We start from the raw sequence: 16,702 nt of genomic DNA on the forward strand, positions 1-16,702 counted from the left end.
ATCTCTTACCCCTTGGCTGCCAAATCTTCGACCAGACGAAACCGCTCGCAGACCAGTTCCATGGCCGGATCAAACCCGCCATTGCGTTCAAAGTACCGGCGATGCCCGTCGCGCCACCCATCCAATGTGTCATCTTCGCCCTCGGCCAGAGCAAAACTCTCGGTTACATCGCAAAACCTGTGGATGGACACGTCCAAGGTTTCAATGACCAAAGCAGGACGGTCAGCCCAATCCAAGGCAATGTCACGGCGCCCCGGTTTGGGCATGTCAGCGCTTCCCTCCGGATAATCCCGGAGCGCACCACAGGTTGCGGTCTTTACACCAGCCCGAACCAGGGCCAGCAATTCGTCGCTCAGGGCCTGATTGTCGCCAAACTTGAACGTTTGGGCCTCTGGATAGCGCGCTTTGACCTGTTCCAATTCCACGCTCATCTTACATCCGGAACACGCCGAAACGTGTCTCCTCGATCGGGGCGTTCAACGCGGCGCTGAGAGAGAGCGCCAGCACATCACGCGATTTGCGCGGGTCGATGATGCCGTCATCCCACAGACGCGCCGAGGCATAGAGCGGGTGACTTTGTTCCTCGAACATCTCAATCGTGGGCCTCTTGAATTCGGCTTCTTCCTCGGCCGACCACGCGCCGCCCTGCCGCTCGATGGCATCGCGTTTGACGGTGGCCAGTACGCCTGCAGCCTGTTCGCCGCCCATGACCGAGATGCGGCTGTTGGGCCAGGTCCACAGGAAGCGCGGCTGATAGGCGCGCCCCGCCATGCCGTAGTTGCCCGCGCCGAACGATCCACCCACCAGCATGGTGATCTTGGGCACATTGGTCGAGGCCACGGCGGTCACCATCTTGGCCCCATGCCGCGCGATGCCTTCGTTTTCGTATTTGCGGCCCACCATGAAGCCGGTGATGTTTTGCAGGAACACCAGCGGGATCTTGCGCTGCGAGCAGAGCTCGACAAAATGCGCGCCCTTTTGGGCGGCCTCGGAAAACAGAACGCCGTTGTTGGCGATGATGCCGATGGGGCAGCCTTTGAGGTGGGCAAAGCCCGTCACCAGTGTCTCGCCAAACCGTGGCTTGAACTCGTCGAAACGCGAGCCATCGACCAGACGCGCGATCACCTCGCGGATGTCATAAGGCGTGCGCAGATCACCCGGCACCACGCCCAGGATCTCTTCGGGGTCATAGGCAGGCTCTTCGGGGTTGGCCCAGTTCACCGTCAGCGGCTTGGTGATATTGAGCGACTGCACCGCGCGTCGGGCCAAGGCCAGTGCGTGCGCGTCATCCTCGGCCAGGTAATCCGCCACACCGGACAGGCGCGTGTGGACATCACCGCCACCTAGATCCTCGGCGCTCACCACCTCTCCAGTCGCGGCCTTCACCAATGGCGGACCCGCAAGGAAGATGGTGCCCTGTTCCTTGACGATGATGGTGACGTCTGACATCGCAGGCACATAAGCGCCACCCGCCGTACATGACCCCATGACCACCGCGATCTGCGGGATGCCTTTGGACGACATCCGCGCCTGATTGTAAAAGATGCGGCCAAAGTGGTCGCGGTCGGGGAACACCTCATCCTGTTGCGGTAGGTTCGCACCGCCGCTGTCGACCAGATAGATACACGGCAGACGGTTTTCCTCGGCGATCTCCTGCGCGCGCAGGTGTTTCTTGACCGTCATCGGATAGTAAGTGCCACCCTTCACGGTGGCGTCGTTGCAGACCACCATGACCTCTTGCCCATGCACCCGGCCAATACCGGCCACAACACCCGCCGCCGGGGCTGCATTGTCGTACATGTTGTGGGCCGCTGTCGCGCCGACCTCGAGAAACGGAGAGCCAGGATCAAGCAGGTTCGCCACCCTGCGTCGCGGCAACATCTTGCCCCGGCTTTCGTGACGGGCACGGGAATTCTCGCCTCCGCCAAGGCGCGCAGCCTCGGCCGCCTCGCTGATCTGCGAGAGCGCATCCAGATGCGCCACGCGGTTCTGTTTGAAGCCGTCCGAGGAAGGCATGGCTTTGGATGTGAGTTTCATTCAACAATCTCCAACTTGAAAAGCCGGCGAAGCAATTGCGCAGGCAAGTAGATCCCGGCGAAACAAAGCAGAACTCCGCCAGCGAATGTGAGTTCAGTAGTCCCGCTGTCGTCCACATACGTGAAACTGCTGGTGCCGAGCAGCATCCAGAGCGCAGTGAAGCTCGAAAAAATAGCGGTCGGCAAAAGCAGGCAACCGACCACCCATCTTTTTTCATTCGACAATTTCAGATGCACTTGGCACGTCCGGCAAACGTGGAACTCAAGTTGCGGAAACAGAAGCGGCCCTCTCCAGGGATTGGTTCGCCACATCTGAAAGGACGGCTGGAAGGTACCGCAATTCGGGCAGCGAAAGTTGCTCAGGATACTTCCGGGGCCGATCATTCGCCCACCTCATTTTTCGCCCGCGCCTTCAACTCTTTCCGTACAACCTTCCCCGTCACCGTCATCGGCAGCGCGTCCAGAAAGGCGATCTCGCGCGGATAGGAATACTGCGCGAGCCGGTCCTTGACCCAGGCCTGTAGATCCTCAGCATTGACCTCAGCCCCCTCTTTACGCACCACATAGGCTTTGACGATCTCGGTGCGCAGCGGATCGGGTTTGCCGACCACACCCACGGTCGCCACGCCCGGATGGGTCAGCAGGCAATCCTCGATCTCGGCGGGGCCAATGCGATAGCCGGCCGAAGTGATCACATCGTCATCACGGCCAACAAAGCGCAGATAGTCGCCCTCCCACACACCGCGATCGCCGGTGATCAGCCAATCCCCCCGAAACTTCTCGGCCGTTTCCTGGGGCCGTTTCCAGTATTCCAGCAGCATCGACGCCGAGCCACGCCGGACCGCCACATCGCCCTCTTCACGCGTGGGGTTGCCATCTTCATCGATCACCGCAACCTCATGCCCCGGCACCGGCTTACCGATGCAGCCGGGCTGAACCGGAAAATCCAGACCACAAGACGACACCACCATGTTGCATTCGGTCTGGCCATAGAATTCGTTGAACGTCAGCCCAAAGGAGCGTTCGCCCCAAGCGAGCATCTCTGCGCCCAGGGGCTCTCCACCGGAGGCAACCGAGCGCAGACCGTCGAGCCCCTGCCCCGCCGCCTTGAGCATGCGCAGGGCTGTAGGGGGAAAGAACACGTTGCGCACATCGCCGCGCGCCACGATGTCGGCGCAGGCCTCGGGTGTGAACTTATCCAGACGTGCCGCGACCACAGGAATGCCAAGCGCCAGCCCTGGCATCAATACGTCGAACAAACCCCCGATCCAGGCCCAATCGGCGGGCGTCCACAAGCAATCGCCCGAACGCAGGTGGTTGTGACTGATCGAAACACCCGGCAGATGGCCGGTCAAAACTCGGTGGCCGTGCAAGGCGCCCTTGGGCGTGCCAGTGGTGCCGCTGGTATAGATCAGAACTGCCGGGTCTTCGGGACCGGTGTCGACAAAATCAACGTGTCTGCCTTGCTGCCCGATCTCGGCCACCATCAGCGGCGTTGCAAGATCGCCCAGCAGGTTGGCCCCTTCGACATCGGTTAGCACCAGCGTGGCACCCGCGTCGCCGATGCGGGAGGCCAAAGCGTCTCGCTTGAACAGTTTGAACAGCGGCACCGAGATCGCGCCAATCTTCCAGATCGCCAGATGAGCCGCCGCACACCAGGGCGACTGGCTGAGCAGTACACCAACCCGGTCCCCGGGGTGAACCTGTGCCGTCAAGGCACGTGCCAGACCATCGACCATATCCGCCAATTCGCCAAAGCTCACATCGCGGCGGTCCGTGCCAGTCAGGTCTATGATCGCCACCTGATCCGCGTCCTGTGACAGGCATTGGCGTGCCATGTTCACACGCTCGGGGATGTCCCAGCTACCCGCCTTGGTCAAACCGGGAATGTGCTCAGCGAAAGTCATGACGCGACCCCACCAGAAACGCTTGAAGTCGCAACGTCACTTTGGTGTTTTTTGATGTAAATCAAATCACTTGCCGGGCGATCTGAATGCAAGACTTGATCCAGATCAGAGCACTCGGTCCACCGCTGTTTCAAAACCGGGATGTCTCGCAAAGACCCACAATAGAAAGAGTAGGCATTCTGATGAAATCCCTGACAGCTGCCGCAGTCTGTGCTGCCGCGCTTGCCACCGTATCCGCCCCAGCTCTGGCCCAATCCCAAGGCGACTGGACCGTCGGCGTCGGTGTGGCCAACGTCAATCCCAAATCTTCGAACGGCACGCTGGCAGGCGCCGCGGCCTCGATCGGGGATGACACCCGCCCGACCCTGACATTCGAATACTTCGTGCGCGACAACATCGGGATCGAGCTGTTGCTGGCGACCCCATTCGAACATGATGTCTCGCTGGCAGGACCTGGAAAAATTGGCTCGGTCAAACACCTGCCGCCCACCCTGTCGGTCAACTACCATTTTCCGACCAAATCGGCGATCAAGCCCTTTGTCGGCATCGGTCTGAACTACACCACCTTCTTCGAGGAAACCTCGCCGCTCGGCAACCTGAGCCTCGACGACAGCGTTGGCGTCGCACTGAACGCCGGTGCCGACTACCAGATCTCCGACAACGGCGCGCTGCGACTGAACGTGCGCTGGATGCAGATCCGCTCGGATGCCAGCCTGAACGGCGCGAGCATCGGCGAAGCAAAGATCGATCCTGTTGTGGTTGGCCTGGCTTACGTGCACCGGTTCTGATCCTTCCCTCCCATGCGTGACGTCCTCACTCAGGTCGTCGCGCAACGCCCCCAATGCGGCCCGAACCGCATGGGGGCATTTTTATCTCAGAGCATCGAGCTCATCAGCTCACGCCCAACCAACATGCGCCGGATTTCAGACGTACCGGCCCCGATCTCCATCAGCTTGGCATCGCGGAAAATGCGCCCCACCGGGTTGTCGGACAAATAACCGGCACCGCCAAAGGCTTGCACCGCCTGATGCGCCTGTACCATCGCCTGTTCCGAGGCATAGAGGCAGCAGGCCGCCGCATCCTGACGCGTGACATCACCGCGATCACAGGCCTTGGCCACCTCGTACACATAGGCCCGCGACGAGTTCATCGCGGTGTACATGTCGGCAATCTTGCCCTGCATCAGCTGGAAGTTCCCGATCGGCTGCCCGAACTGCTTGCGCTCGGCCATATAGGGCATGACTTCGTCCATACAGCCCGCCATGATGCCCAGGCCGATGCCTGCCAGCACCACGCGCTCGTAATCCAGACCGGACATCAGGACCGCCACGCCCTTGCCCTCTTCGCCCAGAACGTTTTCGAATGGCACTTCGACATCTTCAAAGATCAACTCGGCGGTGTTTGATCCACGCATACCCAGCTTGTCGAAATGCGGCGAGGTCGAAAACCCCTTGAACTCTTTTTCGATCAGAAACGCGGTGATCCCTTTGGATCCTCCCTCTGGGTCTGTTTTGGCATAAACCACCAGCGTGTCTGCATCAGGACCGTTTGTGATCCAGTATTTGTTGCCGTTCAGCCGGTAGTAGCCATTGCGCTTCTCAGCACGCAGCTTCATCGACACCACGTCCGAGCCGGCGCTCGGTTCAGACATCGCAAGCGCCCCTACGTGCTCACCAGAAACCAGACGCGTCAGGTACTTTTCCTTCTGCTCCTGGGTGCCGTTCAGCTTGATCTGGTTCACGCACAGGTTCGAATGCGCACCATAAGACAGCGAAACGGATGCACTGGCGCGCGCGATCTCTTCGACCACGATGGTATGCGCCAAATAGGACATGCCCGCGCCGCCGAACTCTTCGGGGACCGTCACACCCAGCAGACCCAGATCACCCATTTCCTTCCACAGCTCGGCCGGAAATTCGTTCGTCTGATCAATCTCGGCGGCCATCGGCTTGACCCGTTCCTGAGCCCAACGGTGAACCATATCGCGCAGGGCATCCACGTCTTCGCCATGATCAAACTTCATTGTTGCGGTAAACATCGCCTCTCCCATCGACTCTAAGAACAACCGTTTATGAACAAGTGTTCAATAAAGGGATAGCAGCGATTCCAATATGCGTCAACGATTGCGTATTGCGCTGCGACGTCGCGGCCCGAGGCGACAAAAGAAAACCGCCCCACCGGGTGCGACGGGGCGGCAATCAAACACTCGAGCGTGCGCGCAAGCGCACTCAATTTAGCTATAGCTGCGACTGGTGAACCGCGCTCACTTCGGCCCTGATGATGCGCGCAATCACCACGCAGTCGTCCAGACTGAACGTCAGTGGCACCCGCATGTCGACAATACCGGTCAAGACTCGATCACTTGCAGGCATCCGCTCGCTCTGCGCATAGCGCCAACTGTCATAGCGCGACGTGAAGCCCGCAGGCTCATCCGCGCCAAACCATTTGAGCTCTACCCCACGTGCCGCGCAGCGGGCAATCGCCTCCTGCACAGCCCTTGGCGTCCAATCCAGCAGCAAAAACTGGATCGATGACCCGACATAGCTTTCTTCCGCAGGCCGTTCAATCACCGTCAGCCCGGGGATGTCGCGCAACCCCGCCTCCAGTGCCTGATACCGCTCATTCCAGCGCGCAACCTGACGGTCCAGATCTTTCAACTGCGGGCGCAGGATCGAAGCCCGCAAGTTGTCCATCCGGCCCGATACATTGGGCGTATGGTACTTGATGCGCTCGAACACGTCTGGCCCCGGCGCTGCCAGATGCCGCTCATAAAGCATGTAAGACCCCGACAGCATCACCGCCTTGGCCGCCAGCTCTTCATCATCGGTGATCAACAGACCACCCTCACCCGAATTCACATGCTTGTAGGTCTGACAGGAATAACAGCCAAAGGCCCCCTGTCGCCCCGAAGGCACCCCGCGCCAGGCTGCCCCCATGGTATGGGCGCAATCCTCGATCACGGTGATCCCGGCGTTGTCGCAAATCTCCATCAACCGGTCCATGTCGCACAGATGCCCGCGCATGTGGCTGAGCAGCAGCACCTTGGCCTGATCCGCCTTGGCGGCCAGATCGTCCAGATCAATGGTCAACTCTTCGGTCACGCCGACAAACACAGGCCGTGCGTTGACCGACGCAATTGCGCCGGGCACCGGGGCCAGCGTGAACGCATTGGTCAGCACCGCATCGCCCGGCTGCACGCCAACCGCACGCATGGCCGTTGCCATAGCATAACCGCCCGAGGCTACGGCCAGGCAATACTTCGCACCGGTTTGTGCTGCAAATTCCTGTTCCAGCAGAGCGGTTTCACCCAACTCTCCGTCTGCCACATTGTAGCGGTGCAAACGCCCGTGCCGCAAAACGGCCAAAGCAGCCTCGATGGCCTCATCCGGGATGGGTTCCTGCTGCGTAAAGCTGCCTGTAAATCTCTCAGTCATGCGAGGTTTGTCCGTTTGCTGTCCGGGGCCGTCAAGCGCCCAAAGGTCAATTCACATTTCCCAAAGCCGCGTTTTTGCTCTTTGCACTCAGGACGCGCCCCACCAGATCGGGCAGATCGGCGTAATCCTCCAAAAGCGCTTCGGGCTCCAACGCGGCCATATCCGCGCCTGACGGACCAAAAGTCACCAGGATCGACGGCACACCCGCCGCGCGTGAAGTGTTGCGGTCCGTGTCGGAATCCCCGATCAGCACGCAGTGATCGGGATGCCCACCCGCCTGCCGCGCGGCCTCGCGCAGGGGTTCGGGATCAGGTTTGCGCACTGGCAAGGTGTCCGCCCCAATGAGCGACGCGAATGCATCGCGGGCGCCCAATCGCTGCATCAACAGCTCGGCCAGGCCTTCGGGTTTGTTGGTGCAGATGCCGACACCGTATCCCAACGTCTTGAGCTGCTCGACCGCATCCATCGCCCCCGGGTACAGGAACGTATGGGTGTCGATCGCCTCGGCATAGGCCTCAAGCAGGACCGGGTAATAGCGATCAACGGTTGACTGTTCCAACGCGCCCACGCGTTCCAGCCCACGGGTCAGCATCATCCGGCCCCCGCGCAGGGCGATCCCGGCATCCTGACCCGGGATCAACACATCCCCGTGCCCCATGTCTCGAAAGCAATGGTTCGCAGCCGCTAGCAGATCGCCTGACGTATCCGCCAGAGTTCCGTCCAGATCAAAGATTACTGTCTGCATCCTGTCCCCATTCGCCCCTGCGCGCTCTGCGGTCTTTCGCGACGCACAATCTCCTTAACTCGCGAATAATCTGCGGCAGCGTGAAATTAAAGTGAATTCGCGCCCGAACACCGGCTTTTGAGCGCCAAAAGGCTTGCACAGGCGCGCGGGCGCCGCGCTAGGATGACCCTATATGCCCACAGGAAACAACAACCGGACGGAGAGGCCATGGCCAAGCAGTTTGACCGTATCGAAGACCAGCACCGCAGCTTTATCGAGGAACAACATATGTTCTTCACCGGGTCTGCCGGGCCCGAGGGGCGGGTGAATATCTCGCCCAAGGGAATGGATTCGCTGCGGGTGTTGGGACCAAACCGCATCTCGTGGATGAACCTGACCGGCAGCGGCAATGAAACGGCCGGGCATTTGCGTGAAAACCCGCGCATGACGATGATGTGGTGTTCCTTCACCACCAGACCGATGATCCTGCGCACCTTTGGTACCGCGCGAGCCACCCATGTAAACGACCCCGAGTGGGATGAGCTTGCACAGCATTTTCCGGCACACCGCAGTGCTCGCCAGATCTTTGATCTGGACATCGACCTGGTCCAAACCTCTTGCGGGTATGCCGTGCCGTTCATGGAATTCCAGTCAGACCGCGACACCATGCAAAAATGGGTCGACGGCAAGACCGACGAGGAACTGCGCGCCTATTGGCAGAACAGAAATACCGAAACCATCGACGGAAAACCCACTGGCGTTCCTGTCTGATCAGTCGCGAACATAGAGCACATCACCATGGCGTGGCACCTGTACGTAACGGTGGGATGCCAGCCTGAACCCCATGGAAGTCATATGTGCGTCGATGTCCTTGAACTGCGTGCCGCCCTCGTACATCGGCACGCGTGACACTTCGCATTTGCATTGCGAGAACTGCCTGAGCCCGTCCCCCAGCCCCTTGAGAACTGGCAACTCGTGCCCCTGGACGTCGACCACCAGCATGGGCCGCGCCGCGGCCGAGACATCCACATCATGACGGGCCAGAATCTCTGGCAGTGAACGGGTTGTCATGGCGATCACTTCGCCAGTTTCGTGGCTGTGGGGAAAACGCTCGCGGTAGGTGCCCGTCGACCCATGAACCGATGATGAGCTGCCATCCCCATTGAAACGGTTGAAAGACAGCTCTTCGCCATCACTGGCGGACACAAGCGCGTTTTCTGCCACGTGGTGCGTAGATTTCGGTCTCTCTGCCAAGACCTTGGTCAGCTTCGAAAAAGTGTCGGGGTCTGCCTCAACCCACAGAACTGTCCGGGCCCCACACCGTTCATAAAACTCTGCATCCTCGGCCCAATGGGCCCCAACGTGCACGATCAGATCAATCGGCGCGCGCCGCTCCATCAACAGCTCATACTTCGATGCCCGAAAGTACTTTCTCCATCCCTGCGGCACCAGTTTCTTGGCTGATCGCTCTACCCCCTTGAGAAATCTCATTCCGTTCCCTTTGTATCTTCCGGCTCTGGATGCATAACAGCCCTCTTGATCCCGGAAAAGTGGTCCATATGCTGCAGATCAAAATAAGGATCTGAACATGCTTGCTGCTTATCTGGATGAAATCAAATCGCATGCCGACGCCGCGCGCGCGCCCGGCATGGCGTCTTATCACAAGATAGAGCGCGAATATCTGGGGGTAGCAAACCCGATTTTGAACGATCTGACAAAGACTTGGCGCCAGAACCTCACCGTTGAGGAGCGTGTTCATCTGGCGACTGAGCTGTGGCAGACCAATATCTATGAGGCGCGGCTTGCCGCCTCGAAACTGCTGACCCAGGCGCGCATCCGTCCTGATGAGGCCGCGTGGGAGTTGCTGCAAAGTTGGTTGCCGGATTTTGACAGCTGGGCGATTGCCGATCACGCCTGTATGGCGGCGCAGAAGCGGCTGACCGCCGATCCCCAACGCCTGGATCAGGTCGAGGAATGGACCCGATCAGATCACATGTGGACCCGGCGCGCCGCCTTGGTCGCGACCCTGCCCTGGACCAAACAGAACCACCCCAAGCCCGACGACCTGCTCCGCCGTGACCGCATCCTTGGATGGGCCGCGGGCTATGTTCCGGACCGCGATTGGTTCATCCAAAAGGCCATCGCCTGGTGGCTGCGCGAGCTGTCCAAACACGATGTCGAGCGCACCCGCGCGTTTCTGGCCACCCATGGCGATGACATGAAACCCTTTGCCCGCAAAGAAGCAGGCCGGTTCCTGAAAGCTCAGCTGGAGTAAACGTCCAGTTCGACCAGCTGCTCCAACGGAGCAAGCAGTTTGCGCATCGCCTCAAGCGACAGATGGCTGCCCGCGCCCGGATCACCGGGAATCGGGATCAAGGTCACCGTTGCGGATGCACCTGTTTTGCGCACAACGACACGACCTGTTCGCTCGATCCGGACCAAGGGCGTTTCCATCCAGATCCCACCCTTGGTCGGATCACCCAATCCCGCGACTGTCTGTTTGGCACCTTCCCAGGTTTCCAATTGCTGCGCTTCAGAGGTCTGGGCTGGCTCGGATGTCTCTGTTTCAACAGCCTCAGAAGCTTCAGCTACAGCCTCTTCTTCTGCAACAGTTTCAACAGGTTCCGGGTCAGAACTGAACCACCCCCCAACCCGATCCGTGGTGGAACGCACCTGGTCGCATCCCGCGACCGCGACAACGGCAATCAACAACGCATATTTCATGCCCTGACCCTAGTCGCGCACCACGTCGCGCACCACCCCAATTCTCACATTGCCCTTGCCGGGGTGTGGGCCACGCTTTACCTATGCTCACATGACCGCACCGCTGATCGATCCATTCGCCCGCGCCATCACCTACCTGCGTGTTTCCGTTACGGACCGCTGCGATTTCCGCTGTGTGTATTGCATGTCGGAAAACATGACCTTTTTGCCAAAGAAAGAGCTGCTGACGCTCGAAGAGCTGGACCGCATGTGCTCGACCTTTGTGGGCTTGGGCGTTGAAAAGCTGCGGATCACGGGCGGAGAGCCGCTGGTGCGGCGAGATATCATGACCTTCTTCCAGTCGATGACCCGGCATCTGGACAGCGGCGCGCTCAAAGAACTGACGCTGACCACCAACGGTTCGCAGCTGGAACGCTTTGCCGATCAGCTCTATGCCGCTGGCGTGCGGCGGGTGAACATCTCGCTCGATACGCTGGACGAGAAGAAGTTTGCCAATGTCACCCGCTGGGGCCGCCTGCCGCAAGTGCTGCGCGGCATCGATGCAGCGCAAAAGGCCGGCCTGCGGGTCAAGATCAACGCAGTGGCGCTCAAGGGCTTCAACGAACCCGAACTGCCCGCGATCACCGAATGGTGCGCCGAACGCGACATGGACCTGACCTGGATCGAGGTCATGCCGATGGGTGATCTGGGCAACGAGGACCGGTTGGATCAATATTGGTCGCTCAAGGATGTGCGGGCGGAATATGCCCAGCATTACACAGTCACCGACCTGGCCGAGCGTACGGGTGGTCCGGCACGCTATGTGCGGCTGGAAGAGACCGGGCAGAAAATCGGCTTCATCACCCCGCTCAGCCACAACTTCTGTGAAAGCTGCAACCGCGTGCGCCTGACCTGCACCGGCGAGCTGTACATGTGCCTGGGCCAAGAAGACATGGCCGATCTCCGCGCGCCGCTCAGAGCGCATCCCGATGACCCCGCAGCACTTGAGGCCGCGATCCGCGATGCGATCTCGCACAAGCCCAAGGGCCACGATTTCGATTACTCCCGCCAACGCGCCGACGGCCAGATGAGCCGCCACATGAGCCACACAGGCGGTTGATGTCTGCCCCAGCCGGGAAACCGACACCGCTTTATCACCTGTATCGGGGTGTGACAGCGGCGATTGCTCCATTTGCCTGGGCCTCTGTTGCGCGCAAGTTGCGCAAGGCCGGGGTGCCAACCGAGCGCCAACAGGAACGTCTGGGCGTGGCCAGCCTGCCCCGCCCACCCGGACAACTGGTGTGGTTTCATGGTGCAAGCGTGGGTGAAAGCCTGTCGGTCCTGACCCTGATCACCCGCATGGGCGAGCGCCTGCCCGGGACCGAGTTTCTGATCACCTCGGGCACGCCCACCTCGGCCGAACTGATCGCCAAACGCCTGCCCCCGCGCGCACGGCACCAGTTTGCACCGTTGGATGTGCATGGTCCTGTGGGACGGTTCTACAACCATTGGCGACCCGACGCCGGGATTTTTGTCGAAAGCGAGATTTGGCCGCAGATGCTGGTCAAGGGACGCGAACGCGGCACCCGATTGGCCCTGCTGAACGCACGGTTGTCGCAAAAGTCGGTCGAAGGCTGGAAGAAACGCCCCAAGACCGCGCGCTTCCTGCTGGATCAGTTCCGCCTGATGCTGACACAGAACGAACAAACCGCGCGGAACCTGCGGGACATGGGCGCCGATCCGGTCCGTGTGAAGCCGGGCACCAACCTCAAGGCGACCTCGGCACCGCTGCCGGTGGACGAACTGGCCTTGGCGCGCATTCGGGCTGAGATCGGCGACCGTCCGGTCTGGATCGCCAGTTCGACCCATGCGGGTGAAGAGGAAACGGTGCTGGCTGCACACAAGGAGCTGCTCAAGAGCGATCCGGATCTTCTGCTGCTACTCATCCCCCGCCATCCGGATCGCGGGGAAGAGATCAAGCGCCTGGTCGGGCAAGCGGGGCTGACGTGCGCACAACGCGCGGCCGGACAATCGTTGGCCCCGGATACGCAAGTCTATATGGCGGATACACTGGGCGAGACCGGCACCTGGTATGCGCTCTGCCCGCTGGTGTTCATGGGTGGCTCGCTGCTCGAAATCGGCGGCCACAATCCGTTCGAACCAGCACAGGCCGGAGCCGCCGTCATCACCGGACCAGGATACTACAATTTCCGCGAAACCTTTGAGCCGCTGATCGCCCAAGGCGGCGCGGCGCAGATCACCGATGCCGCCAGCCTGGCTGCCGCCGTCTCACATTGGCTTACCAACCCGCAGGCACTGGAAGCGGCCTGCGCCGCCGCCCGCACCTGCGTCCAGGATCAAGCCAACGCTTTGGACGATGTCGTGGAAACCCTGATAAAGGCGTTGGAGCTGGAATGACGCCCGAGCTTTTTGTCACCAACTTCAACAAGAACTTCACCGGGGTGTCGGCTACGGCGGCCAATGTCGTCCGTCAGCAAATCAAACACCACGACCTACGCTTGGTTGGCCACTCCCTGCCCGGCTGTCCTGCCCCCATCACGACCAGCGATGCCAAACGGTTGAGCCGCCATGCACCCAAGGGGCGCCCGTTTGCGATCTGGCATGTGCGCCGCAACCCGGAAATGCGCGTTGCCATCTGGGCGCGTGATGTGCTGCAACTGCCCATTCGCATTGTCTTCACCTCGGCCGCGCAGCGCCTGCATTCGGCCTATCCCCGCTGGTTGATCAGCCGCATGGACGCGGTGGTGGCCACAACCGAGCGCGCGGCCGAGTTTGTTCCACATGTACGCGCCGTAGTTCCGCATGGCGTCGATACGGACCTTTTCACCCCTGCGGGTGAGCGCGCCGCAGCCTGGGCCGCGACCGGATACGGCGGCAAGATAGGCATCGCCACCATCGGGCGCATCCGACCTGAAAAAGGCACCGATCTGTTTGTCGAAGCGATGCTGCGCTTGCTGCCAGATATGCCAGGGGCAACCGCCTTGGTCATCGGGCGCGCAGGTGGCAAACATGATGCGTTTCAGCAAAAGCTTCAGGACCAGATCGCCGCCGCAGGTCTGAACGACCGCTTCCTCTTTCCCGGCGAAGTGCCCGCCGCCGAGTTGCCCGCGCTAATGCAAGGCCTGTCGCTGGTGATGCAACTGCCCCGCTATGAGGGGTATGGCATGGCCCCGCTCGAAGGGATGGCCAGCGGCGTGCCGTTTGTGGGCAGCGAAGCTGGCTATTACCAGGCCTTCTCGGCCCAAGGGCGCACTGGAGCCATCGTGCCGCTAGAGGCCGCCGCAGAGGCTGCTAAAGCCGCCAGAGCGATCCTGTCGGACACAGAGAAACATGCCGCCATGTCCCGCGCGGCGCGCGAGGTCGCGGAACACAGCTTCAGCGCCGCACGCGAGGCCGCAGGCATAGGCGCTGTGTATGAAGGGCTCTGGTCAAGCCGCTGACCCGTCTTCATCTTTCCGAAATACTTCGGGAAAAGCCCCGCAGGGGTCGGGGGCAAGAGCCCCCTTCCCAACTTTCTATCAGGCAGCAGGCATCCGCTGCTCGACGATCTCAGCCCACCAGCTGCAGCCAGCCGGGATCGCGTCATCATTAAAGTTGTACTCGGGATGGTGCACCATTGCCGTGTCGCCATTGCCAACCAGAATGTAGGCACCGGGGCGTTCTTCGAGCATGAAGGCAAAGTCTTCGCCCCCCATCACCAGCGGTGCGTCATCACATGCGCCTGACACAGACGCCGCCACCTTGGCCGCAAACTCGGTCTGCTCTTCGGTGTTCACCATAACTGGATAGCCGCGCATGTAGTTTATGTCGGCGGTGCCGCCAAAGGTGGCAGCGATGCCGTTGCAGATCGCCTTGATCCGGGTTTCGGCCAGATCGCGCATCTCTGTCGACATGGTGCGCACGGTGCCTTTGATCTGTACCGTCTGCGGGATCACGTTGAATGCCTTGGACGAAGTTTCGAACGAGGTGACGGACACCACGATCTGATCCACTGGATCCGCGTTGCGCGACGCAATCGTCTGCAGCGCCAGCACGGTCTGCGCGGCCATCACGGTGGTGTCGACGGTATCATGCGGTTTTGCCGCGTGACCGCCGCGTCCTTCAAGCGTGATGTCGAACGTATCCGTTGCCGCAAAAAACGCACCGGGGCGGATCGCAAAGGAGCCAACCGGACGGCCCGGCCAGTTGTGCATGCCATACACTTCCTGGATGTTCCAACGCTCCATCATGCCGTCGTCGCACATCTCTTTGCCGCCGCCGCCGCCTTCTTCGGCGGGCTGGAAGATCACCACGACGGTGCCGTCAAAATTGCGCGTCTCGGACAGGTACTTGGCCGCCCCCAGCAACATCGCGGTGTGACCATCGTGACCACAGGCATGCATCGCACCATCGGTCTTTGAAGCATACTCCAACCCGGTCGCCTCGTGGATCGGCAGCGCGTCCATGTCGGCGCGCAGGCCGATGACCTTTCCGGCAGTGTCGGACTTGCCCTTGATCACGCCCACAACGCCGGTGCGACCGATGCCGGTGACAATCTCATCACAGCCAAACTCTTGCAATTTTTCCGCAACCATCGCGCTGGTGCGGTGCGTTTCGAACAGAATTTCGGGGTTTTCGTGAATGTCTCGTCGCCATTCGGTGATTTCATTTTGCAATTCCGCAAAGCGGTTCTTGACTGGCATGTCTCTTCTCTCTCTTGGTTTATCTCATTTACGCGGCGGGCATGCGCCGCTCGACCATCTCGGCAAACCAGCTGCAGCCGATTGGGATGATCTCGTCGTTGAAGTTGTATTCGGGGTGGTGCAGCCCGGCGCTGTCGCCATTGCCCAGGATGATGAAGGCGCCAGGGCGGGCCTCCAACATGAACGAAAAGTCCTCGCCGCCCATGACCATTGGTGCCTCGCCGCAGGAGCCACCCACGATGCGTGCAGCCTCGGCCGCAAATTCAGTGTTTTCCTCGGCGTTGCTGGTGACGGGCACACCATGTTCATAGGTCACCTCAGCCGAGCCGCCAAAGGTCGCTGCGATCCCTTGGGTAACTTCATGCACGCGCTGTTCGATCAGAGCGCGCATGTCGTTTGAATGGGTCCGTACGGTGCCTTTGATCCGCGCGCTTTGCGGGATGACGTTGAAGGCGTTCGATGAAGTTTCCACGGAAGTGACGGAAACCACGGCCTGCAGCACCGGATCTGTATTGCGTGACACGATGGTCTGCAACGCCACGATGAGTTGCGAGGCCATCACGGTTGTATCAATCGTCTCCTGCGGTTTGGCCGCATGGCCCCCGTGCCCCTCAAGCGCGATGTCGAACGTGTCGGCAGCCGCCAGCATCGGGCCGGACCGGATCGCAAACTGACCGGTCGGCAGGCCCGGCACGTTGTGCATGCCGTAAACCTCTTGAATGCCAAAACGGTCCATCATCCCGTCCTTGACCATCGCCTCGGCCCCGTTACCGCCCTCTTCGGCGGGCTGAAAGATGACCACGGCGATGCCATCGAAATTGCGGGTCTCGGCCAGGTATTTCGCCGCCCCCAGCACCATGGCCGTATGCCCGTCATGACCGCAGGCATGCATCGCGCCATCGGTTTTCGAGGCATACTCCAGCCCGGTCTGTTCCTGCATCGGCAGCGCGTCCATGTCTGCCCGCAGGCCGATCACCGCGCCCTTGGTGTCAGTCTTGCCCTTGATGACGCCGACAACTCCGGTACGCCCGATGCCAGTCACGATCTCATCGCAGCCGAACTCTTTCAGCCGCTCGGCGACCAAAGCGCTGGTGCGGTGGGTGTCGTACAGGATCTCGGGGTTCTCGTGGATGTCTCGCCGCCACGCCGTAATCTCGGCGTGCATTTCGGCCAGGCGGTTCTTGATCGGCATGTC

General features: G+C 60.7%; 17 protein-coding genes. 6 read left to right on the top strand and 11 right to left on the bottom strand.

Annotation, left to right across the window (positions count from 1 at the left end; all coding sequences use genetic code 11):
• Window positions 1–5: 5 nt before the first annotated feature.
• The 4 genes from TRM7615_RS03945 to TRM7615_RS03960 are packed head-to-tail and all read right to left on the bottom strand — an operon-like array spanning window position 6 to window position 3,943.
• Complete coding sequence (locus TRM7615_RS03945; RefSeq protein WP_108785613.1) at window positions 6–431, bottom strand: ASCH domain-containing protein; 426 nt, start codon at window positions 429–431, stop codon at window positions 6–8.
• 1 nt (window position 432) lies between these two features.
• Complete coding sequence (locus tag TRM7615_RS03950) at window positions 433–2,037, bottom strand: carboxyl transferase domain-containing protein (protein ID WP_108785614.1); 1,605 nt, start codon at window positions 2,035–2,037, stop codon at window positions 433–435.
• Window positions 2,034–2,420, bottom strand: coding sequence for a hypothetical protein (locus TRM7615_RS03955; RefSeq protein ID WP_108785615.1), 387 nt, complete (start codon window positions 2,418–2,420; stop codon window positions 2,034–2,036). The genes TRM7615_RS03950 and TRM7615_RS03955 overlap by 4 nt, the downstream gene beginning before the upstream one ends.
• Window positions 2,417–3,943 carry an AMP-binding protein gene (locus TRM7615_RS03960; protein WP_108785616.1) on the bottom strand — a complete coding sequence of 509 codons (1,527 nt, stop codon included), beginning with the start codon at window positions 3,941–3,943 and terminating at the stop codon, window positions 2,417–2,419. The genes TRM7615_RS03955 and TRM7615_RS03960 overlap by 4 nt, the downstream gene beginning before the upstream one ends.
• A gap of 182 nt (window positions 3,944–4,125) precedes the next feature.
• Here TRM7615_RS03960 and TRM7615_RS03965 point away from each other — a divergent pair, with 182 nt between their 5' ends.
• Window positions 4,126–4,731, top strand: a complete 606-nt coding sequence (locus TRM7615_RS03965) for an OmpW/AlkL family protein (RefSeq protein ID WP_108785617.1) — start codon at window positions 4,126–4,128, stop codon at window positions 4,729–4,731.
• Window positions 4,732–4,817: 86 nt separating this feature from the next.
• Here TRM7615_RS03965 and TRM7615_RS03970 read toward each other — a convergent pair whose 3' ends face one another.
• The 3 genes from TRM7615_RS03970 to TRM7615_RS03980 all read right to left on the bottom strand — a co-directional run bounded on the left by TRM7615_RS03970 (window position 4,818) and on the right by TRM7615_RS03980 (window position 8,122).
• Window positions 4,818–5,981 carry an isovaleryl-CoA dehydrogenase gene (locus TRM7615_RS03970; protein WP_108785618.1) on the bottom strand — a complete coding sequence of 388 codons (1,164 nt, stop codon included), beginning with the start codon at window positions 5,979–5,981 and terminating at the stop codon, window positions 4,818–4,820.
• 199 nt (window positions 5,982–6,180) lie between these two features.
• The gene (locus TRM7615_RS03975; RefSeq protein ID WP_108785619.1) at window positions 6,181–7,377 is read right to left on the bottom strand and encodes a DegT/DnrJ/EryC1/StrS family aminotransferase; all 1,197 of its coding nucleotides are present in this window, start codon (window positions 7,375–7,377) and stop codon (window positions 6,181–6,183) included.
• A 46-nt stretch (window positions 7,378–7,423) separates the two neighbouring features.
• On the bottom strand, window positions 7,424–8,122 hold the full coding sequence (locus TRM7615_RS03980) for an HAD-IA family hydrolase (protein ID WP_108785620.1): 699 nt from the start codon (window positions 8,120–8,122) through the stop codon (window positions 7,424–7,426).
• Between the two features lie 207 nt (window positions 8,123–8,329).
• Between TRM7615_RS03980 and TRM7615_RS03985 the strand changes: the two genes are divergently transcribed.
• Window positions 8,330–8,872 (top strand): pyridoxamine 5'-phosphate oxidase family protein, encoded by a 543-nt coding sequence (locus TRM7615_RS03985; protein ID WP_108785621.1) that lies wholly within the window; start codon window positions 8,330–8,332, stop codon window positions 8,870–8,872.
• On the opposite strand, the gene TRM7615_RS03990 is transcribed toward TRM7615_RS03985, so the two are convergent.
• Window positions 8,873–9,592 (bottom strand): FkbM family methyltransferase, encoded by a 720-nt coding sequence (locus TRM7615_RS03990; protein ID WP_108785622.1) that lies wholly within the window; start codon window positions 9,590–9,592, stop codon window positions 8,873–8,875.
• A 97-nt stretch (window positions 9,593–9,689) separates the two neighbouring features.
• Here TRM7615_RS03990 and TRM7615_RS03995 point away from each other — a divergent pair, with 97 nt between their 5' ends.
• Entirely contained in the window at window positions 9,690–10,376 is a 687-nt protein-coding gene (locus TRM7615_RS03995) for a DNA alkylation repair protein (protein ID WP_108785623.1), read from the top strand.
• Here the strand turns inward: TRM7615_RS03995 and TRM7615_RS04000 are convergent.
• The gene (locus tag TRM7615_RS04000; RefSeq protein ID WP_108785624.1) at window positions 10,364–10,825 is read right to left on the bottom strand and encodes a hypothetical protein; all 462 of its coding nucleotides are present in this window, start codon (window positions 10,823–10,825) and stop codon (window positions 10,364–10,366) included. The two genes, TRM7615_RS03995 and TRM7615_RS04000, sit on opposite strands and share 13 nt — an antisense overlap.
• A 91-nt stretch (window positions 10,826–10,916) precedes the next feature.
• Between TRM7615_RS04000 and moaA the strand changes: the two genes are divergently transcribed.
• From moaA to TRM7615_RS04015, 3 genes are read left to right on the top strand one after another with little or no spacing between them, the layout of a single operon-like run.
• A complete protein-coding gene (gene moaA / locus TRM7615_RS04005; RefSeq protein WP_108785625.1) occupies window positions 10,917–11,924 on the top strand; it encodes a GTP 3',8-cyclase MoaA in 1,008 nt (335 codons plus the stop codon).
• Window positions 11,924–13,222, top strand: coding sequence for a 3-deoxy-D-manno-octulosonic acid transferase (locus TRM7615_RS04010; protein WP_108785626.1), 1,299 nt, complete (start codon window positions 11,924–11,926; stop codon window positions 13,220–13,222). The genes moaA and TRM7615_RS04010 overlap by 1 nt, the downstream gene beginning before the upstream one ends.
• Complete coding sequence (locus TRM7615_RS04015; RefSeq protein WP_108785627.1) at window positions 13,219–14,265, top strand: glycosyltransferase family 4 protein; 1,047 nt, start codon at window positions 13,219–13,221, stop codon at window positions 14,263–14,265. The genes TRM7615_RS04010 and TRM7615_RS04015 overlap by 4 nt, the downstream gene beginning before the upstream one ends.
• Before the next feature lie 78 nt (window positions 14,266–14,343).
• Here TRM7615_RS04015 and TRM7615_RS04020 read toward each other — a convergent pair whose 3' ends face one another.
• Together TRM7615_RS04020 and TRM7615_RS04025 are read right to left on the bottom strand one after the other, a co-directional pair.
• Window positions 14,344–15,507, bottom strand: a complete 1,164-nt coding sequence (locus tag TRM7615_RS04020; protein ID WP_108785628.1) for a M20 aminoacylase family protein — start codon at window positions 15,505–15,507, stop codon at window positions 14,344–14,346.
• A 28-nt stretch (window positions 15,508–15,535) separates the two neighbouring features.
• The gene (locus TRM7615_RS04025) at window positions 15,536–16,699 is read right to left on the bottom strand and encodes a M20 aminoacylase family protein (protein WP_108785629.1); all 1,164 of its coding nucleotides are present in this window, start codon (window positions 16,697–16,699) and stop codon (window positions 15,536–15,538) included.
• Window positions 16,700–16,702 lie beyond the last annotated feature (3 nt).

Origin of the sequence: Falsiruegeria mediterranea M17, assembly GCF_900302455.1 — a bacterium.
Lineage (GTDB): Bacteria > Pseudomonadota > Alphaproteobacteria > Rhodobacterales > Rhodobacteraceae > Falsiruegeria > Falsiruegeria mediterranea.